The following is a 19,470-nucleotide window of genomic DNA, read 5'->3' as shown; positions in this document are numbered from 1 at the left end:
CAACGCGTCAGCATAGCATAAGTTTTTATTCTCACGCTGATCAGTGCGCTTATTCAGTTATCTGTTTATGTGTATTTATTTAAACCATTGGCAAAGTACCGCAAAAGAGGTCATTCATGCATGTTTCCGCCCCAACTCTCAAGCAGGATCCACAGAACATGATCACTGAGGCGGAAAAGGCGCTGCACGATATTGCGCAAATCCGTGAGCAGATTGCCACCACAATTTTCGGGCAGGAAGATGTTATTGAGCGTACTTTGCTGGCAGTTCTTGCTGGCGGTCATGCTCTGCTTGTCGGTGTACCGGGACTTGCCAAAACCAAACTGGTTGAAACTTTAGGCACCGTTTTAGGGCTTGATGGCCAGCGCATTCAGTTTACCCCCGATCTGATGCCGTCCGATATTACCGGCTCGGAAGTGATGGATCAGGATGGCGACGGCAAACGTTCCTTCCGCTATATCAAAGGCCCTGTTTTTACCCAGCTCCTGATGGCCGATGAAATCAACCGAGCATCCCCGCGCACCCAGTCTGCCCTTTTGCAGGCGATGCAGGAATATCACGTCACCGTTGCTGGTCAGCGCCATGATCTGCCAGCGCCCTTCCATGTGCTGGCCACCCAAAATCCGCTGGAACAAGAAGGCACTTATCCGCTGCCGGAAGCTCAGCTTGACCGTTTCTTGATGCAGATCGACATTCTTTATCCGGAACTTGATGCCGAGCGTCGCATTTTGCTGGAAACAACCGGCACGAAAAATGCCAAAGCAGAAGCAGTCATCACGGCACAGCGTTTGCAGGAAATGCAGGCGCTTATTCGCCGCATGCCGGTCACCGACAGCGTTGTGGATGCCATTTTGGCGCTTGTGCGCGCTGCCCGCCCTGACGCTGATAATGATCACGCCCGCAAAAACATTGCCTGGGGGCCAGGCCCACGCGCTAGTCAGGCGCTGATGCTGTGTGCCCGTGCGCGCGCGCTTTATCATGGCCGTTTTGCACCATCCATTGATGATGTAAAAGCCTTGGCCGAGCCAGTGCTGCAACATCGTATGGCGTTGAATTTTGCCGCGCGTGCCGATGGTCTGCATGTGCGCGATGTGATTGCGGATTTGGTGAAGGCCACAGTTTAATGGCAGTAATCGGAACATCAGCCGAAATTCAGGATCGCGGACAGGCGCTCGCCAATGCGCATAGATTAGCCGCGCAAATTCCTGAACTTCTCGTGCAGGCACAGCAAATTGCCCATACGGTGATGAATGGCTGGCACGGCCGCCGCAAACGCGGTGCAGGTGAAAATTTCTGGCAGTTCCGGCCTTATAGTCAAGGCGATACGATCAGCCATATTGACTGGCGCCGTTCCGCCCGTGACGACCATACTTATATCCGCGAAAAAGAATGGGAAGCTGCACACACTATCTGGCTGTGGAGCGATGTTTCGCCTTCCATGCTTTATCGTTCTAAGCTGGCACAATCGTCAAAAGAAAGCCGCGCGCTCATTCTCACACTCGCTATGGCCGATATTTTATCGCGCTCCGGCGAGCGTATTGCATGGCCGCAATTGCTCAATCCTTTCAGCAACCGACGCGGTGCTGAAAAGCTTGGGGCGGCATTGATGAATGCAACAGACCTACCGGCACTGCCGCAATTTGGTGCATTGAAACGCTTTAACGAAATCATTCTTTGCAGTGATTTTTTGCAACCCGTTGAAGAATTGCAAAGCCTTTTACAATCACTTGCCAATCAGGGAGTGCGCGCACATCTGGTTGAAGTGGCCGATCCTGCAGAAGAATTGTTTCCTTATTCCGGACGCACCGAATTTACCGATCCGGAAACCGGTGAGGTTCTGGTGGTGGGACGCGCTGAAACCTATACGCAAGATTATCAGCGTCTTTATCAGGCGCGCCGTGCCGAACTGATTGATTTTTGCAAGCGCCGAGGCTGGAGCTATACGATCAGCCGGACCGACAAACCCATGAGCCAAGCTCTGAGCCATATTCATAATGCCTTGTCATTTGCACCCAACATATCATCAAGCGGGGCATTTTAAATGACTGGCCTTCCGTTAAGTTTTACTGCGCCTTATTTGCTCATAGGACTACTCGCACTTCCCGTGATCTGGTGGCTGTTGCGCATCACACCGCCACGTCCGACACGTGAGGTTTTTGCACCGCTTGCCATTTTGGCGCGGTTATTGCACCATGAAAACACCCCGAGCAAAAGCCCGTGGTGGCTGACATTATTGCGTCTCTTGATTGCTGCTTTGGTTATTATCGCTCTGGCAAATCCGGTCTGGAACCCACCTGCCCGCTCAGGCATTGCTGAAAAACCGCTCGCACTCATCATTGATAATGGATGGGCTTCAGCGCTTGAATGGCAATTGCGGCTTGATACGGCGGAAAGCCTGATCAAACAAGCTGAAGAGGCTGAGCAACCGATCTATCTTTTTGCAACGGCTGAAAATTCTGAACAGACTTTCGGCCCGTTTGATGGAGAAAGCGCGCGCAAAGCGCTTAATCTCATCAAACCGCGTGCAGTTTCGTTGCAACGCGGTTTTGCTTTTGAGCGGGTAGAAACAGCGCTTGAAAAAGCGGGACGCCCGCATATTGCGTATCTCTCCGATGGCTTGAAAACCGCGGGCGATGAACTGGCTTTCCGGCGTCTCAATAAAGTTGCCGGATCAGTTGATTGGTACCCGTCGGATATTGCTTCTCTTGTTGTTCTCAATAATGCCGAAAACACCAACGACAGTTTGAAAATCACCGCCACCCGCGCTGCCGACAATAAAGCGCCGCAGCAATTTTCTGTCATTGCCTATGATCAGAAAAACCGCTCGCTTGGCCGTGCCGATGTGCAATTTCTCGCCAATGAGGTAAACACAACGGCTGATTTCTTTGCACCCGTCGAAATGCGCAATGATGTCACCATGTTGCATATTGAAGGAGCTTTTCAAGCGGGCGCTACCTATCTGCTCGATGCTGCCAATCAGCGCCGCCGTGTGGGGCTATTGTCGGGCGGCTCAACCGATATGTCACAGCCGTTGCTGTCGCCGCTTTATTATATCAATAAAGCGCTTGAACCATATGCCGATTTGATCAACCCTGCTGCCGCTGATCTTTTGGAAGCAGTGCCGGAATTGATCGCACAAAAACCGGCCGTGATTATCATGGCCGATGTTGGTAAATTGCCTGAAAATGCCGAAAAACAGCTGGTCGAATGGGTTGAAAACGGCGGCACCTTATTGCGTTTTGCAGGTTCAAAACTCGCCAATGTCGAAGCAGATGATAAGCTGCTGCCGGTGATGCTGCGCCGTGGCGAGCGCTCGCTCGGCGGCGCTTTATCATGGACAGAGCCACAGCATTTACAAGATTTTCCTAAAAACAGCCCTTTTGCCAGTTTGAAAACGGCTGGTGATGTCACGGTCAAACGACAGGTAATTGCCGAACCGTCCCCAGATCTTTTCGACAAAACCTATGCAAGCCTCACCGACGGCACCCCGCTTGTAACCGGCGAACAGCGCGGCAACGGCCATTTGATCTTGTTCCATGTTGCTCCGGATAGCAGTTGGTCGAACCTGTCGCTATCGGGCACATTTGTTGAAATGTTGCGCCGCACCTTAGCGCTTTCACGCCAATCCAGCCAGCCAGATAATGCAACAGAACCAGCTATGTCTCTGCCGCCATTTTTAAGCCTTGCTGCCGATGGCACTTTAATACCGCCTGCCAAACAGAGTTTACCGCTAATAATCAAAAGAGATCAGGCTCCCAAGCCGGATTATCAAACACCTGCCGGTTTTTACGGCACGCAAGACAATCTCTTTGCGCTCAATCTGCTGGATAAAGATGCCAAGCTGGAGCCGTTAGAACGCCCCGCTTTAACCGTGCCGGTGACCGTCCAAAACTACCTTGAAAAAACAAGCTTTGCATTGCGCGGGCTGTTCTTGGCAGCATCCGCTTTATTGCTCGCGCTCGACAGTGCTGTGCTGCTTTATTTGAGCGGTGTTTTCAATAAACGCCGCCGACAATTATTAAAAGCTGCGATCATTCTTTGTGCACTTGGCGGTATGCAACATCTCTCGCCAACGCCGGAAGCCATCGCGCAAGAGCAGACCGAGCCGCAGCTGCATGATGACAGCAAGCCCGATGATGATGCGATCATCAACTCGCTTTCACAAACCAGACTTGCCTATGTCATCACCGGCAAAGCCGAAACCGACGATATAAGCCGTGCCGGTTTGCGCGGGCTGACCTTTGCCCTTGCCGACCGAACAACGATTGAAGCCGGAGAAGCAATGGGTGTTGATCCGGAAAAAGATGTTTTGGCATTTTATCCGTTGATCTATTGGCCGATTGAAGCCGATGCCCCGATGCCAAGTGACGAAAAAATCGCCAAAATCAGTGCCTATATGCAGCAAGGAGGCACGGTTTTATTCGATACGCGCGATCAACTGACTGCCGGTTCTCTTTTTAACAATGCAGGTTCGGCAAACAATCAGCGGTTGCGCGCCATTCTCAATCAAATGAATGTGCCAGCCCTTGAACCGGTGCCTGAAAATCACGTCATCAGCAAAACATTTTACATCATGCCTGAATTTCCGGGGCGCTTTACCGGCAGTCCCTTATGGGTTGAAGCCACCAAAAGCAGCAATGATGATGCCAGTCGCCCGGTCAGTGCCGGCGATGGTGTCAGTTCCATTCTCATTACGGCCAATGATTTTGCCGGTGCATGGGCGGTAAATGAACAGGGTGAACCGCTTTATCCGACCATTCCTAATGATCCGATGCAGCGCATTTATGCTCTTCGTGGCGGCATCAATATCGTAATGTATATGCTGACCGGTAATTACAAATCCGATCAGGTGCATGTTCCCGATCTCCTTGAGCGGTTAGGCAAGTAAGCGGTGAAAAAATGACTTATGTAAATTTCGAACCGCTTTTTGATCTCGTTACTCTGCTGCTCATATTGGCGCCGCTGACACTGATGGTGCTGATCGGTTTTTATGTCCGTAAACGCGGTTGTTTTTTGCGCCTTCTGGCACTTGTTGCCTTGGGTTTGGCATTGGCCAATCCGGTTATCATTGATGAAAATCGTGAACCACTGAAAAGCACTGTCGCCGTGGTGGTTGACCGCAGCCAAAGTCAGGAACTGGACAAACGCAAACAAGCTACGGATGAAGCGCTGAAAGCCCTCACCGGGTATCTGGCAGGACTGCCGCAATTTGATGTACGTGTGGTGGAAGCAGGTGCTGTTGATGATAATAATGACGGCAACGAAACCCGGTTATTCTCATCTTTGAGCAATGCTTTGCGCGATGTGCCACCCTCTCGCATTGGTGGTGCCATTATGCTCACCGATGGTCAGGTGCACGACATTCCTGCAGATGCGCAGGCATTAGGTTTTAATGCACCAGTACATAGTCTGATTACCGGTAAGCCGGATGAATTTGACCGCCGTATTGCATTTAACAAAGCCCCGCGCTTTGGCATCAGTGGTAAACCATTGCAAATGTCTTTCACCGTAACAGATCAAGGCAAATTACCAGCACAAGACACAATTACCAATGTCAAAATTCGCATCAATGGCAAAGAAGTAAGCCAGCAACAAGCCCGTATTGGTGAGGAAACCTCGCTTACCATCGAACTACCACATGCGGGTGCAAACATCATTGAGCTCAGCACCGATGTGCTTGACGGTGAAGTGACCGGCATCAACAATCAGGCGGTTGCGGTCGTTGATGCAATCCGCGAAAACCTGCGTGTTTTGCTGGTATCGGGTGAACCTCATAGCGGTGAGCGCACATGGCGCAATCTGTTGAAATCCGACACCGCTGTCGATTTGGTGCATTTTACCATTTTGCGTCCGCCGGAAAAACAGGATGGCACACCGATTGAAGAATTATCGCTGATCGTCTTCCCGACGCGTGAGCTGTTTGTCGATAAGGTCAATGATTTTGATCTGATCATTTTTGATCGCTATCAGCATCTCGATGTGCTGCCGCTGCTCTATTATGATTTCATCGCGCAATATGTCGAAAATGGCGGTGCTTTGCTGGTAGCAGCAGGGCCTGAATATGCTGGCTACTCATCCATTGCCCGCACACCGCTTTATAGTGTGCTGCCTGCCTTGCCGACAGGTGAAGTGACTGAAAAAGCCTTTTACCCGCGTCTGACCGATGCCGGAAAACGCCATCCCGTCACCCGCGGCCTTGAAGGCAGTGATCAAGAGCCGCCACAATGGAGCCGGTGGTTCCGAAGTATTGATATTAATACCCCGCAAGGCGAAGTGGTGATGAGCGGGCCGGACAACAAGCCGCTTTTGGTGCTCAGCCGTGTGGGTAAAGGCCGTGTGGGCACGTTGCTTTCCGATCAGGGCTGGTTGTGGGCGCGTGGCTTTGAAGGTGGCGGCCCCTATGCGCCGCTTTATCGCCGCATTGCCCATTGGTTGATGCAGGAACCGGATCTGGCCGAAGAAGCCCTCACCGCCAAAGGTGATGCGCGCTCATTAAAAATCACCCGCCAAACCATGAGTGATAAGGCTGATAAAGCCACTATCACCACGCCTTCGGGCAAAGAAATCGAGCTGGAGTTAAAAGAAACCCAACCCGGCCTGTTTGAAACCGTATTGGAGACTAAAGAAGTCGGTCTTTATCAGATCAAAAACGGTGATTATGAAACGCTTGCCCATGTCGGGCCAGTCGATGCTCCGGAATTTACCGATATTATTTCAACACCTGACAAGCTTACCCCGCTGGCAAAGCTTACCGGTGGCAATGTCATTCGTTTGCATGAAGCAAAAAATGACGCGGTCAAACTGCCGCAAATCGTTGCCGTAAAAGATGGTAAAGCTGCCTCAGGTGATGACTGGATGGGTTTGCGCGAAACCGCCGATACACAGCTTAAAAACGTCAATCGTCTACCACTTTTCTCCGGCTTTTTAAGTCTGGCGGCACTGCTGCTGATCTTCACCGGCCTGTGGTACCGCGAAGGGCGATAAGATGAAAAATCAGGCATCAACATGACATGCGATGCCTGATTACCTGTTTTGAATTTCAGGACGCTTTTTTCAATACGAGAGCTGGCGCAGCCTGACCGGCATAACGCATCATGCCGGAAACACCCTCCATCGCCCCCTCTTGCAATTCGCAAGCCAGCAAACGACGCGGATCAACCGGTGCCGGCATGGTTACCGAACCTGGTTTGATCATCTTGAAACCAAAAGGGCCATAATATGGCTCATCCCCCACCAACACGATCAGCTTGTCGCCAACAGCTTTTGATGCATCCATCGACATTTGCATCAAATGGCGACCAATACCGCGGTTTTTAAATTCTGGTCTGACCGCCAAAGGCCCAAGCATCACAGCTGGTGTGCTGCCGATTGTAACGCGGGTCAAGCGCACCGAGGCAATCACTCTGTCGCCATCAAGAGCTACAAAAGACAAGCCCTCATCATGCGGGCCACCCTCACGGATAAAATGCGCAGCTCTGGTAAAACGACCCGGCCCGAAAGCCTCAGCATTAATGTCTTCGATCTGCTGGTTATGCGCAGCATTTTCCTGCACGTAGGTCAGTTCTGTTTGCTTCATGGCAATATTCGCATTCTTGAGAGTGTAAAGGATGGCCGTTGGCCTTCAGGCATGCAAGTTCAACGCTTTAAAAGCGCTCACCAGTCTCATCGTCGGATGAAAAGCATACCTGTCAAAACACGTCTCCAAAGGGGCATTCATTGCCCGCGAACAGTTCCCACCTAGCACCAATAAATCTTCACGTAAAGTGGTGTTACACTGTGTTCACTCATATCATGGCTGTAAATATACAGTTTGATCGCTATTTATATAAAAAGACAGGGTCAAAACAGGTGCGGAAGCGTCATGTTTCAATATAAGGAAATTATCCCATGGGACTGCTGGTAGACGGTAAATGGCATGATGTCTGGTATGATACCGATAAAACCCAAGGCCGTTTTGAACGTTCCAAATCGCAATTCCGCAATTGGGTGACCAAAGACGGCTCGGCTGGTGTCACGGGACGCCATGGCTTTAAAGCAGAAGCCGGACGCTATCATCTCTATGTTTCTTATGCTTGCCCCTGGGCGCACCGCACATTGATTTTCCGTGCGCTCAAAGGTTTGAGCGATATTATCTCGGTATCTGTCGTTGATTATTATATGGGCAAAGACGGCTGGACTTTTAAAGGCGAACATGGCGCCACCGGCGACACGCTTTATGGTTCAGAATTTCTGCACCAGATCTACACCCGCGCCGACCCGCAATATTCCGGCCGTGTTACAGTTCCGGTTTTGTGGGACAAAAAACTGCAAACCATTGTCTCCAATGAATCGGCAGAAATCATTCGTATGTTTAATACGCCCTTTGATGAATTCGGCAAGAGTGATGTCGATTTTTATCCGGAAGCTTTACGCACCGAAATTAATGCGCTCAATGATTTCATCTATCCGAACATCAATAACGGTGTTTATCGTGCCGGTTTTGCAACCTCTCAGGAAGCTTATGAAGAGGCTTACAAGGATGTTTTTGCAGCCCTTGACCAGTTAGAAATTCGTTTGCAAAATAACCGTTATTTAACAGGTTCAGCGTTAACTGAAGCTGATTGGCGTTTGTTCACTACATTGATCCGTTTTGATCCGGTTTATGTCGGGCACTTCAAATGTAATTTGCGCCGGATTGAAGATTATCCGGCTCTTTCAAATTACACCCGCGAACTGTATCAATTTGGGACAATTGCTGAAACGGTGAATATGGAGCATATAAAGGGGCACTATTACACCAGCCATAAAACTATCAACCCAACCGGGGTTGTGCCTTTAGGGCCGGAAATTGATTTTAATACCCCACATGATCGGGCGCGTTTGAGCGCCGACAGATCATATTAAAGCCAAAGGTTGCGCGGATATGAATCAACTTATCAACGAAGTTCATCATGCTATTGATGAGGCTAGTATTTCCCGTTTGGTACGGGAATTTTACACCCGCGCACGCCAAGATGACCAGATCGGTGAGATCTTCAACAGCAATGTAGAAGACTGGGAGCATCACCTTCAAACCATTACCGATTTCTGGTCGTCGATCATTTTGAAGACTGGGCGCTATGACGGGCGCCCACTACCGCCGCATCTGCGGCTTGGCTTACAGGAAAAGCACTTCGACCGCTGGCTTCATTTGTTTGAAAAAACAGCCCTCGAAATCTGGCCCGAAGAAGCAGCCAATATTTTTATCTACCGTGCCAAGCGCATTGCCGACAGTTTTGAAATGGCAATTTCCACACAGGCCGGTGAATATAAAAGCCCGCGCCACAGCCGTCGGGTATAGATTATCGGCCTGAATAGAGCATCAAAATAAAAAATCCCTTTGCCATCAATGTTGCAAAGGGATTTTCTGAATCAACTAATTAGTTCTGTTTGGCGCGCATCAACATGCCATAAAGATCGCGCGGTTCATCCGGATCGGCCAGCATATCCAGTTGCACGAAATAATCCGTGCCTTCCAATTTGTCGCGCACATAACGCAATGCCGAAAAATCTTCCGTCGCAAACCCGACCGAGTCAAACAATGTGATTTGCTCCTTGGTCGTGCGCCCTGCTTTTTTGCCGGTAATCACTTCCCACATTTCGGTGACCGGGTGATCTTGCGGCAGTTGCTGAATTTCACCTTCAATGCGGGTCTGAGGGGTGTATTCAACAAAAATATCCGAGCGATGTAAGATGTCGGCATGAAGCTCGGTCTTACCCGGACAGTCGCCGCCGACACCATTAATATGCACACCAGCGCCCACCATATTGTCGGTGAGGATCGTGGCATTTTGTTTGTCAGCCGTCACAGTCGTGATGATCTGCGCCCCTTCAACTGCGGCCTCAACAGAAGAACAAATTTGAATATCAAAACCTGCATCTTTTAAATTGACCGCAACTTTTTCGCTGGCCGTGCGATCAATATCGTAAAGACGCAAATAATCGACACCCAGCAAAGCTTTAAAAGCCAGAGCCTGGAATTCACATTGCGCGCCATTGCCGATCATTGCCATGGTGCGGGAATTTTCCGGTGCCAGATATTTGGCGACCACCGCAGAGGTTGCAGCTGTGCGCAGCGCCGTCAGCATGGTCATTTCGGTCAGCAAAATCGGATAGCCTGTGGCAACATCGGCAAGCACACCAAAGGCAGTGACCGTCTGCAAACCTTCGCGCGTGTTTTTGGGATGGCCATTGACATATTTAAAACCGTAAAGCGTGCCGTCACTGGTCGGCATCAGCTCAATCACGCCTTCATCGGAATGAGCCGCAACACGTGGGGTTTTATCAAACAGCTCCCAGCGGCGGAAATCTTCTTCCACATAGGCTGCCAGTTCTTTCAAAAAAACATCAACACCAATATTGAGCACCAGTTTCATCATGTGATCGACACTGACAAATGGTACATTATTCAATTTTACGGACATGCTACCTCACTCCCCCGTATAACTCACCGTCGGGCGATCCATCACACGACGCCCAAACAGACTGGCGGTTAAATCCACCATCACATGCGCGGTACGTCCGCGCTCATCCAGAAACGGATTAAGCTCCACCAGATCGAGGCTCGTGACCAAGCCACTATCATGCAGCATTTCCATAATCAGATGCGCTTCGCGGAACGTCGCGCCGCCCGGCACAGTGGTGCCAACGGCTGGCGCTATCTGTGGATCAAGAAAATCGACATCAAGGCTGACGTGCAACATGCCGTCTTCACGTTTCACACGAGCCAGAAAATCACGCAACAACACGCCCACACCGTGCTCGTCAATAACGCGCATATCATGCACGGTAACACCGGTTTTGCTGATCATCTGGCGCTCTGCCGGATCAACACTGCGAATGCCCATCATGCAAATATTGTTCGGGTCAACAGGGGCAGCAAGGTCCGGATAATAACCTTCAAACCCGGCCTGACCGGTATAATAAGCAACAGGCGTACCATGCAGATTGCCGCTGTCGGTGGTGTTTAGATTATGAAAATCCGTATGCGCATCCAGCCAGAGCACAAAAAGCTTTTTGCCTTTCTCGCTCGCATAGCGCTGCACACCGGCAACAGAACCAGCGGCCACCAAATGATCTCCGCCTAAAAAGATCGGGAAACCCTCACCTGCAAGCTGATAGGCTTTTTCACTAGTTGCTTTAATCCATGCAACCGTCTCATTAAGATTTTTAATCACCAAATTAGGATGGGTGAGATTGCCTTTTTCTGCCGGCACCAGATCACCCAGATCTTCCACTTTATGACCAAGCTCTGTGATCGCCTGAATAAGCCCAGCTGCCCGAAAACCGTTTGGCCCCATATTGCAGCCCATACGTCCGGTGCCTTCTTGCACCGGCACTCCGATAATTTTGCAATCCATCCGCAAACCCTCATTTTTTAAGTTTTCAGTTGAGCATAAGGCACTGGCAAAACGAACAGGTCGAATTGGCAAATATGTTATTTTAACTTATCATAATGGCAGATTAATTTATCACTTTGGAAAATCATGGATTCGATTGACGAAAAACTCATCACATTATTGCGTCATAACGGGCGGCGCAGCATCTCTGATTTGGCGCTCGAAACCGACCTTTCCCGCGCCACTGTGCGTGCCCGCATAGAACGTCTGGAAAAATCAGGCGACATTCTTGGTTATACGGTGATTTTGCGCGCCGATGCCGTCGAACTACCCGTACGCGGCATTATGATGATTGAAATTGAAGGCCATGTGACCGACCGTATTGTGCGCTCGCTCGGCGGCTTTGCCGAAATTTCCGCCATCCACACCACCAATGGCCGCTGGGATTTGATCGTCGAACTTGGCGCTGCAACACTCTCCGATTTCGACGCTATTTTGCGCCGCATCCGTTTGCTTCCGGGCATTACCGCAAGTGAAACCAATTTGCTTCTGGCCACTCCGCGCAGCACCCGCGCCCGTCTATAAATAAAGCCATTAAAGCAAGCTCATTTCCTGTGGATGTGCTACATAGATGATGCAGTTTGATTGCATAAGGCTCGCAGCCAACTATCATTCTGTAATGAATAAACAAGGTTGAATTACATATGGCAGACGACATCAAGCGTATCGCTCCCCTCATCGCAACGGAAATCAATGCGCGGCCGGAACAAGCCGCCGCAGCCATTCAGTTGCTCGATGAGGGTTCCACTGTTCCTTTTGTGGCACGTTACCGTAAGGAAGTCACCGGTGGGCTGGACGACACGCAATTGCGTACTCTCTCCGAGCGCCTGACCTATTTGCGCGAGCTGGAAGCACGCCGTAATACCATTCTTGAATCGATCAATTCGCAAAGCAAGCTGACACCTGATCTGCAATTGAAAATTGCCGGTGTCGCCACCAAAGCCGAGCTTGAAGATATTTATCTGCCCTATAAGCCTAAGCGCCGTACACGCGCCGAAATTGCCCGCGAGCGTGGCCTTGCACCACTGGCCGAAGCTATTATGGCTGACCGCACGGTTGTGCCTGCAAAATTGGCTGAGACCTATGTGCAAGGTGATGTCGCCGATGTGAAAGCTGCCCTTGAAGGTGCGCGCGACATTATCGCTGAAGGTTTTACCGAAAACGCCGACCTGCTTGGGCGCTTGCGTCAGCACATGCGCTCTAATGCACATATGCGCTCCAAAGTGGAGAAAGGCAAGCAAGAAGCGGGCGCTAAATTCTCCGACTATTTCGACCATTCAGAGCGCTGGAGCAATATTGCCGGACACCGCGCACTTGCTATGTTGCGTGGCCGCAATGAAGATTTTCTCTCCCTCGACATTGAAGTCGATGAAGACGACACTTCACCGCTCAAGCCTGTCATCCGTATGATTGCCGCCAGCTACCAGATCGGCAACACATTGCCTGCCGATCAATGGCTGATGGAAGTGGTCAACTGGACATGGCGCGTCAAGCTTTCTTTGTCGCTGTCACTTGATTTAATGCGTGAATTGCGTGAGCGCGCAGAAGAAGAAGCCATTCAGGTTTTTGCCCGTAATTTGAAAGACCTGCTGCTCGCCGCCCCTGCCGGATCGCGCGCTACCATGGGACTTGATCCGGGCATCCGCACCGGTGTCAAAGTCGCGGTTGTTGATGGCACCGGCAAACTGCTTGACCACTCGACCGTCTATCCGTTTCCACCGAAAAATGATCTGCGCGGCTCGCAAGCCGAACTGGCAGCGCTCATCCGCAAACATAAGATCGAACTGATCGCCATTGGTAATGGTACCGGCAGCCGCGAGACCGAACGTCTGGTGGTGGATATGTTAAACGACATGCCTGCTCCAAAACCACTGAAAGTCATTGTGTCTGAAGCGGGTGCATCGGTCTATTCAGCATCCGAAACGGCAGCGGCAGAGTTTCCTGATCTGGACGTTTCCATCCGTGGTGCGGTTTCCATTGCCCGCCGTCTGCAAGACCCGCTGGCGGAACTTGTGAAAATCGAGCCGAAATCCATTGGCGTCGGCCAATATCAGCACGATGTTGACCAATCACGTCTCGCCCGCTCATTGGATGCTGTGGTGGAAGATGCGGTGAATGCGGTTGGCGTTGATCTCAACACCGCTTCCGCTTCGCTGCTGGCTCGCGTTTCCGGTCTTGGGCAATCCTTGGCTGAGGCGATCATTACGCACCGCAATGAAACAGGCCCTTTCAAAACCCGTAAAGAGCTTTTGAAGGTTCCTCGCCTCGGCAACCGCACCTTTGAGCAAGCAGCAGGATTCTTGCGCATTCCGGATGGTAAAGAACCGCTGGATGCCTCTTCAGTACACCCTGAAGCCTATGGCGTTGCCAAAAAAATCGTTGCAGCCTGTGGCCGCGATGTACGCGCTCTGATGGGTGACAGCTCGATGCTGAAGGCGCTCGATCCAAAACTTTTTGTCGATGAGCGCTTTGGTCTGCCAACGGTTAAAGACATTATCGCAGAACTGGAAAAACCAGGCCGCGACCCGCGTCCGGGCTTTAAAACCGCGACCTTTGCCGATGGCATTGATGACATCAAAGACCTCAAACCCGGTATGCAACTGGAAGGCACCGTCACCAATGTGGCTGCCTTTGGTGCTTTTGTAGATATCGGTGTGCATCAAGACGGCCTTGTGCATGTCTCACAACTGGCTGACCGTTTCGTCAAAGATCCGCATGAAGTGGTGAAAGCCGGTGATGTGGTAAAGGTGCGCGTGACGGAAGTCGATGTGCCACGCAAGCGCATCGGCCTGACCATGCGCAAAGATGGTGGTGGTGAAACTGCCCCTGCACCGCGCACAGCCCAAAAGACTGCACCACAGTTTAAAAATAAGCCGCAAAACAATGCAAAAAGTACCGAAAGCTCGCAAGGCGCTTTTGGTGCGGCATTGCTGGAAGCGATGCGCAAAAAGTAAAAAACAAAACGGGCTTGTCAGTTGATGACAAGCCCGTTTTTTTATTTCTTCTGCACCTGCCCCAAAATCCATTGGCAGAAAATCTGCGTCAGCGGATTATCAAGTTTGCCCTCCGGCACCACCAGATAATAATCATTATCCGTCTGCAACGGCTGCTCAAACAACACCTGCAATTGCCCTGATCGCAACTCCTGTTCAATCAGATAGAGCGGCAGAAGTGCCACGCCCATGCCAGCAATGGCCGCACCAATCACCATGGAAAACTGATCAAAACGATGACCGTGATAGGCAGATTGCATCTCGCATTCGCACATTTCAAACCACTGCGCCCATAATTTCGGCCGTGTTTCCAAGTGCAACAAAGCCTCTGCCTGCAAATCTTCCGGCACATTAAATGACCGCCCTGCAAGCAAAGCCGGTGATGCTACCGGCACAATCATTTCACTGCACAAATAGGTGCAACTGGCATGCGCCCAAACCGGTTTACCATAATGAATGGCTAAATCAAAAGGCTGCTCGTCAAAATCAAAAATCGTCGAGCGCGAAGCAATATGCAGAGCGATACCGGCATGGTTTTTGGTAAAATCCGGCAAACGCGGCATCAACCAGCGATTACCAAAGGTCGGCAAAGTGGCAATACTCAAAGCGGATGTGGATTGCGCCGATGCCATCGCCCGCAACATTGTATCTTCTGTCTGGCTCAGGAGCCGCCGCACTTCCGGCAAAAATTTCTTGCCCGCATCAGACAATAAAATCCGCTGGCGTACCCGCTCGAATAACAACACACCCAGCTGGTTTTCCAGCTCTTTAATCTGGCGGCTCACAGCACTTTGTGTCAGGTTAAGTTCCAAGCCAGCTTGCGTGAAACTGCCGTGACGCGCTGCACATTCAAAAGCTTGCAAATTACCGATATCCGGTATCAGCCGACGATTAAGCTTCATTCCGATCTCGCATCAACATAGTTATTTTAATTGCAATCTTAGGCCAAAAATCGCTGATATAATACTATAAATTCATGAAGACGTGTCGTGAGCATAAAGGAAAATACCCAATGACAAGCGTAAACAGCAATGTGAAAACAGAAACCGCAGAGCTTCTGACCCGTCTTGGTGTGCAAAACTCTCTTTTTAGCAGCGGCAATCTGGATGCTTATACGCCTGTCACCGGCGAAAAAATCGCTACCATCCCAGCGCATAATGCAGAAGATGCGGCACTTATCATTGATGCCGCGCATGACGCCTTTAAAGAATGGCGCATGGTGCCTGCACCGCGCCGTGGTGAATTGATCCGCTTGTTCAGCGAGGAACTGCGTGCCGCCAAAGACGATCTCGGGCGCCTCGTTTCCATTGAAGCGGGTAAAATCACCTCCGAGGGTTTGGGCGAAGTGCAGGAAATGATCGACATTTGCGATTTCGCCGTCGGTCTTTCCCGTCAGCTTTATGGCCTCACCATCGCAACCGAACGCGCAGGCCACCGCATGATGGAAACATGGCATCCGCTGGGCGTTGTCGGTGTAATTTCTGCATTCAACTTCCCTGTTGCGGTTTGGGCATGGAACACCGCTTTGGCGCTTGTCTGCGGCAATAGCGTCGTGTGGAAACCATCCGAAAAAAGCTTACTCACAGCACTTGCCTGTGACGCTCTGCTGGCGCGTGCTCTGAAGCGCTTCGGTGATGCTCCGAAAAATCTTTCCTCTGTGCTGCTTGGCGATAAAGCGATGGGTGAAGCGCTTGTTGACAACGCAAAAGTTGCGCTCGTTTCCGCCACCGGTTCCACCCGTATGGGGCGCGAAGTGGGCCCTCGTCTGGCCAAACGCTTTGCTCGTTCCATTCTTGAGCTTGGCGGCAATAATGCCGGTATTGTCTGCCCGTCAGCCGATCAGGATATGGCCTTGCGCGCTATTGCCTTTGGCGCGATGGGCACAGCCGGTCAGCGTTGCACCACCATGCGCCGCTTGTTTGTGCATGAAAGCATCTATGATCAATTTGTGCCGCGCCTGCAAAAAGCCTATCAGTCAGTGTCCGTCGGCAACCCACTCACCAGCACCGCACTGGTAGGCCCTTTAATCGACAAACAAGCTTTTGATGCGATGCAGGCAAGTTTGCAAAAAGCTTCCGCCAATGGCGGCAAAATAACCGGCGGAACCCGCGTCGATTTAGGATTTGAATATGCCTATTACACCAAGCCAGCTTTGGTAGAAATGCCGAACCAAACCTCACCCGTCACCGAAGAAACCTTTGCCCCTATTCTTTATGTGATGAAATACAGTGATTTTGACGATGTGCTGGAAAAGCACAATGCGGTTGGCGCTGGGCTTTCCTCTTCCATCTTCACGCTGAATTTGCAGGAAGCGGAGCGTTTTCTTTCGGCTGAAGGCTCTGATTGCGGCATTGCCAATGTCAATATCGGCACATCGGGCGCAGAAATCGGCGGTGCGTTCGGCGGTGAAAAAGAAACGGGCGGTGGCCGTGAATCGGGTTCCGACGCATGGAAAGCCTATATGCGCCGCGCCACCAATACGATTAATTATTCCAAAGCCTTGCCACTGGCGCAAGGTGTATCATTCGACATTGAATAATGGAAAAAGCCCCGATTTTCGGGGCTTTTTTGTATTCATCCCATTCGCTCGGAAGCGTAAGAATCCGGGCTTGCCGGAAACACAACGGTGCGATCACCATTTAAAAATGTGCGGTGATGAATATGGGCATGAACGGCACGTGCCAATACCTGCGCTTCCACGTCACGCCCGATCGACACATAATCAGCCGAACTTTGGGCATGGGTCACACGCGCCACATCCTGTTCGATAATCGGCCCTTCATCGAGATCGGCTGTCACATAATGCGCGGTCGCACCAATCAATTTTACCCCGCGTTCATAGGCTTGTTTATAAGGGTTTGCCCCTTTGAATGACGGCAAGAATGAATGGTGAATATTGATGATGCGGCCTGACATTTTCTGGCACAGATCATCCGACAAAATCTGCATATAGCGCGCCAGAACCACCAGCTCGGTGCCGGTTTCTTCAACAATCGCCATCATGCGGGCTTCGGCTTCCGCCTTGTTGTTTTTTGTCACCACAATATGATGGAACGGAATATCATGATTGACCACCACTTTTTGATAATCAAAATGGTTGGAAATAACGCCGACAATATCAATCGGTAGCGCACCGATTTTCCAGCGATAAAGAAGATCATTCAGGCAATGGCCAAAACGCGATACCATCAGCAGCACTTTCATGCGCTCATTCGTGTCGTGAAATTCAAAATGCATCTCAAAAGGCGCGCCGACTTCGCCAAAACCGCTGCGCAGCTCCTCCAGCCCCGCCCCTTCCTCGGAAATAAAGCTGATGCGCATGAAAAAACGCCCATGTTTGAGATCGTCAAATTGCGCACTGTCAATGATGTTGCAACCCTTCGCCGTCAGATAGCCCGAAATCGCGGCAACAATACCGCGGGACGCACGACAGCTCACCGTCAAAACATAATTATGCATTTTATTTCCTCAAAAAACCCCATGCTCCTCCACCCGGAGCGTTCGCCAAAATTGCATGGCAGCTGTAATGCACTGCCCACATTGCACCCGCAAGAGTAATCTTGGAAAATTTATCGGTCAGGATGTTCGTCGATGCTGAGTTCAGCGACAAAATCATAGGCATCGCCACGATACATTGTGCGGGTCAGTTCCACCACTTCACCGGTTGTCAGATAGGATACCCGCTCGATCAGCAAGGCGGGTGCATTGGGTGGGGTTTTTAACAATTGTGCATTTTTCTTGTCTAATGCTACCGCCTGAAAACGTTGCTGCGCGCGTACCGGTTCATAACCCTGCGCCATAAAAGCCTTATAAAGCGAGCGGATATTATCAAGTCCATCGCCTAAATAATGACGCGGTACCACAGCCCATTCCAGCGCCAATGGCATCTGGTCAACGAGGCGCAAACGATGCAACCGCACAATCTGAGTATTACGTTCAATTTGCAAAATTTCGGCTTCTTCAGCGCTTGGAAAAGCAATCTTCATATCCAGCGTTTTGGCTTCGGGCTGTTTACCGCGTGCTAAAATGGCTTGCGAAAACGATGTCAGTTTCCATAAAGGCTGGCTGATACGCGCCGGACGCTCCGCTATAAATCTGCCGCTGCCGTGGCGCGTTTCAATCAATTGCTGATCAGCTAGCACCTGATAAGCGCTTCGCACCGTGACACGGCCGATACTGAGCATATCCGCCAATTCACGTTCAGGCGGCAAGGCACTGCCCGCAGGCAAGACATCTTGTTGGATCAGCTTTTTTAAAACAGAGGCTAAATGTTTATAAAGCGGCCCGCTGCGTTCCTGCTCGCGCAAGCCTGTAAGTTCAATCGCTTCTTTTAAACTGATTTGCTCCATGATAGATGAATAGAACCTGTATGGAACCATTTAGCAAGAGCTGTTTTAACTTTTAAGCCGATCAGGTGATCAATTGAGCTTTCAGTTTCTCACCTTTTTCGCTCAAACTATAAAAACTGCGCTGAGTGCGCTCATCCCGTCGGGTAATTGTCAAAAAACCATCTTCCGCTGCCAGATAGGCAAGCGCACGCAGCACCAATGCGTGTTCAATTTCAAACAGCCTTGAAAACGAGCGGCTGTCATGCGCCCCATCCAACAGCAATGCCGCGATAATACCAGCGCCCAAACGGGTTATCGGCAATTGCTTTGCTTCAATTGCCTCAACCAAAGTAACAAAATGCTTTGTTAAATCAGACAGTTGAATTGTATCCGATATTTCTCTGTAAGCCGTCTCATGCTGGCTCATGCGGCAAGCTTTGCAGTTTTTCGAAAAGTAACAATCACCGATTTGGATGTGGGTGTATAGCTTTCGTCGCCAAAACTCACCAATGGCACCAGCACATTCATTTCCGGATAATAACCGGCCACGCATCCGCGCGGAATATCATATGGCACGAAGCGGAAATTCTCGGCAACCCGCTTGATACCATCATCAAACTGGCCGATAATATCGGCTCTGTCTCCGGCTTCAACACCCATTTCCGCCATATCAGCCGGATTGACAAACACCACCTGCCGCTCACCATAAACACCACGATAGCGGTCATCCAT

The 19,470-nt window shown here is 50.7% G+C and carries 16 protein-coding genes and 1 pseudogene; 9 read left to right on the top strand and 8 right to left on the bottom strand.

The genetic code is table 11. The features are described from left to right. Positions 1 to 116 precede the first annotated feature (116 nt). Genes JNC77_RS08730 through JNC77_RS08715 form a run of 4 tightly spaced genes read left to right on the top strand, consistent with a single transcriptional unit; the run spans position 117 to position 6,984 of the window. Positions 117 to 1,124, top strand: coding sequence for an AAA family ATPase (locus tag JNC77_RS08730; RefSeq protein ID WP_374831544.1), 1,008 nt, complete (start codon positions 117 to 119; stop codon positions 1,122 to 1,124). After that, positions 1,124 to 2,041: a DUF58 domain-containing protein gene (locus JNC77_RS08725; protein ID WP_374831542.1), complete on the top strand. Its 918-nt coding sequence runs from the start codon at positions 1,124 to 1,126 to the stop codon at positions 2,039 to 2,041. Before JNC77_RS08730 ends, JNC77_RS08725 begins: the two co-directional genes overlap by 1 nt. Beyond that, a complete protein-coding gene (locus tag JNC77_RS08720; protein WP_374831540.1) occupies positions 2,042 to 4,888 on the top strand; it encodes a DUF4159 domain-containing protein in 2,847 nt (948 codons plus the stop codon). Positions 4,889 to 4,899: 11 nt separating this feature from the next. Beyond that, entirely contained in the window at positions 4,900 to 6,984 is a 2,085-nt protein-coding gene (locus JNC77_RS08715; RefSeq protein ID WP_374831538.1) for a hypothetical protein, read from the top strand. 55 nt (positions 6,985 to 7,039) lie between these two features. Here JNC77_RS08715 and JNC77_RS08710 read toward each other — a convergent pair whose 3' ends face one another. Beyond that, positions 7,040 to 7,576: a GNAT family N-acetyltransferase gene (locus tag JNC77_RS08710; RefSeq protein ID WP_374831536.1), complete on the bottom strand. Its 537-nt coding sequence runs from the start codon at positions 7,574 to 7,576 to the stop codon at positions 7,040 to 7,042. A 311-nt stretch (positions 7,577 to 7,887) separates the two neighbouring features. Between JNC77_RS08710 and JNC77_RS08705 the strand changes: the two genes are divergently transcribed. Both JNC77_RS08705 and JNC77_RS08700 read left to right on the top strand, forming a co-directional pair. Then, positions 7,888 to 8,883, top strand: a complete 996-nt coding sequence (locus tag JNC77_RS08705; protein ID WP_374831534.1) for a glutathione S-transferase family protein — start codon at positions 7,888 to 7,890, stop codon at positions 8,881 to 8,883. A 19-nt stretch (positions 8,884 to 8,902) separates the two neighbouring features. After that, positions 8,903 to 9,319, top strand: a complete 417-nt coding sequence (locus tag JNC77_RS08700) for a group III truncated hemoglobin (RefSeq protein ID WP_374831532.1) — start codon at positions 8,903 to 8,905, stop codon at positions 9,317 to 9,319. Positions 9,320 to 9,398: 79 nt separating this feature from the next. Here JNC77_RS08700 and ocd read toward each other — a convergent pair whose 3' ends face one another. After that, on the bottom strand, positions 9,399 to 10,442 hold the full coding sequence (gene ocd, locus JNC77_RS08695; RefSeq protein WP_374831530.1) for an ornithine cyclodeaminase: 1,044 nt from the start codon (positions 10,440 to 10,442) through the stop codon (positions 9,399 to 9,401). Between the two features lie 6 nt (positions 10,443 to 10,448). Beyond that, positions 10,449 to 11,378 (bottom strand): arginase, encoded by a 930-nt coding sequence (gene rocF / locus JNC77_RS08690; protein ID WP_374831528.1) that lies wholly within the window; start codon positions 11,376 to 11,378, stop codon positions 10,449 to 10,451. 126 nt (positions 11,379 to 11,504) lie between these two features. Between rocF and JNC77_RS08685 the strand changes: the two genes are divergently transcribed. Both JNC77_RS08685 and JNC77_RS08680 read left to right on the top strand, forming a co-directional pair. Beyond that, positions 11,505 to 11,942: an Lrp/AsnC family transcriptional regulator gene (locus JNC77_RS08685; RefSeq protein ID WP_374831526.1), complete on the top strand. Its 438-nt coding sequence runs from the start codon at positions 11,505 to 11,507 to the stop codon at positions 11,940 to 11,942. A gap of 119 nt (positions 11,943 to 12,061) precedes the next feature. Then, positions 12,062 to 14,371, top strand: coding sequence for a Tex family protein (locus tag JNC77_RS08680; RefSeq protein ID WP_374831524.1), 2,310 nt, complete (start codon positions 12,062 to 12,064; stop codon positions 14,369 to 14,371). Between the two features lie 41 nt (positions 14,372 to 14,412). On the opposite strand, the gene JNC77_RS08675 is transcribed toward JNC77_RS08680, so the two are convergent. Continuing rightward, complete coding sequence (locus JNC77_RS08675; protein WP_374831522.1) at positions 14,413 to 15,312, bottom strand: LysR family transcriptional regulator; 900 nt, start codon at positions 15,310 to 15,312, stop codon at positions 14,413 to 14,415. 110 nt (positions 15,313 to 15,422) lie between these two features. Between JNC77_RS08675 and amaB the strand changes: the two genes are divergently transcribed. Continuing rightward, on the top strand, positions 15,423 to 16,949 hold the full coding sequence (gene amaB, locus JNC77_RS08670; protein ID WP_374831520.1) for an L-piperidine-6-carboxylate dehydrogenase: 1,527 nt from the start codon (positions 15,423 to 15,425) through the stop codon (positions 16,947 to 16,949). A gap of 35 nt (positions 16,950 to 16,984) precedes the next feature. Here the strand turns inward: amaB and purU are convergent, their stop codons facing one another. The 4 genes and pseudogenes from purU to JNC77_RS08650 form a co-directional block, all read right to left on the bottom strand. Continuing rightward, the gene (gene purU, locus JNC77_RS08665) at positions 16,985 to 17,869 is read right to left on the bottom strand and encodes a formyltetrahydrofolate deformylase (protein WP_374831518.1); all 885 of its coding nucleotides are present in this window, start codon (positions 17,867 to 17,869) and stop codon (positions 16,985 to 16,987) included. A gap of 110 nt (positions 17,870 to 17,979) precedes the next feature. After that, on the bottom strand, positions 17,980 to 18,759 hold the full coding sequence (locus JNC77_RS08660; RefSeq protein ID WP_374831516.1) for a GntR family transcriptional regulator: 780 nt from the start codon (positions 18,757 to 18,759) through the stop codon (positions 17,980 to 17,982). 61 nt (positions 18,760 to 18,820) lie between these two features. After that, positions 18,821 to 19,165, bottom strand: coding sequence for a hypothetical protein (locus JNC77_RS08655; protein WP_374831514.1), 345 nt, complete (start codon positions 19,163 to 19,165; stop codon positions 18,821 to 18,823). After that, a pseudogene (locus JNC77_RS08650) lies at positions 19,162 to 19,470 on the bottom strand (CbbBc protein); the annotation flags it as partial. The pseudogene JNC77_RS08650 and the gene JNC77_RS08655, both read right to left, overlap by 4 nt.

This window comes from Paenochrobactrum pullorum, assembly GCF_041929845.1.
Lineage (GTDB): Bacteria > Pseudomonadota > Alphaproteobacteria > Rhizobiales > Rhizobiaceae > Paenochrobactrum > Paenochrobactrum pullorum.
Note: the sequence above shows the minus strand (reverse complement) of the source record. Positions and strands in the feature narration are given on the sequence as shown.

Coding starts and splice junctions, on each gene's coding strand:
- ocd (WP_374831530.1), bottom strand. CDS start 10,442: ATGTCCGTAAAATTGAATAATGTACCATTTGTCAGTGTCGATCACATG.
- purU (WP_374831518.1), bottom strand. CDS start 17,869: ATGCATAATTATGTTTTGACGGTGAGCTGTCGTGCGTCCCGCGGTATT.
- JNC77_RS08660 (WP_374831516.1), bottom strand. CDS start 18,759: ATGGAGCAAATCAGTTTAAAAGAAGCGATTGAACTTACAGGCTTGCGC.
- amaB (WP_374831520.1), top strand. CDS start 15,423: ATGACAAGCGTAAACAGCAATGTGAAAACAGAAACCGCAGAGCTTCTG.
- JNC77_RS08675 (WP_374831522.1), bottom strand. CDS start 15,312: ATGAAGCTTAATCGTCGGCTGATACCGGATATCGGTAATTTGCAAGCT.
- JNC77_RS08725 (WP_374831542.1), top strand. CDS start 1,124: ATGGCAGTAATCGGAACATCAGCCGAAATTCAGGATCGCGGACAGGCG.
- rocF (WP_374831528.1), bottom strand. CDS start 11,378: ATGGATTGCAAAATTATCGGAGTGCCGGTGCAAGAAGGCACCGGACGT.
- JNC77_RS08710 (WP_374831536.1), bottom strand. CDS start 7,576: ATGAAGCAAACAGAACTGACCTACGTGCAGGAAAATGCTGCGCATAAC.
- JNC77_RS08685 (WP_374831526.1), top strand. CDS start 11,505: ATGGATTCGATTGACGAAAAACTCATCACATTATTGCGTCATAACGGG.
- JNC77_RS08700 (WP_374831532.1), top strand. CDS start 8,903: ATGAATCAACTTATCAACGAAGTTCATCATGCTATTGATGAGGCTAGT.
- JNC77_RS08680 (WP_374831524.1), top strand. CDS start 12,062: ATGGCAGACGACATCAAGCGTATCGCTCCCCTCATCGCAACGGAAATC.
- JNC77_RS08655 (WP_374831514.1), bottom strand. CDS start 19,165: ATGAGCCAGCATGAGACGGCTTACAGAGAAATATCGGATACAATTCAA.
- JNC77_RS08715 (WP_374831538.1), top strand. CDS start 4,900: ATGACTTATGTAAATTTCGAACCGCTTTTTGATCTCGTTACTCTGCTG.
- JNC77_RS08705 (WP_374831534.1), top strand. CDS start 7,888: ATGGGACTGCTGGTAGACGGTAAATGGCATGATGTCTGGTATGATACC.
- JNC77_RS08720 (WP_374831540.1), top strand. CDS start 2,042: ATGACTGGCCTTCCGTTAAGTTTTACTGCGCCTTATTTGCTCATAGGA.
- JNC77_RS08730 (WP_374831544.1), top strand. CDS start 117: ATGCATGTTTCCGCCCCAACTCTCAAGCAGGATCCACAGAACATGATC.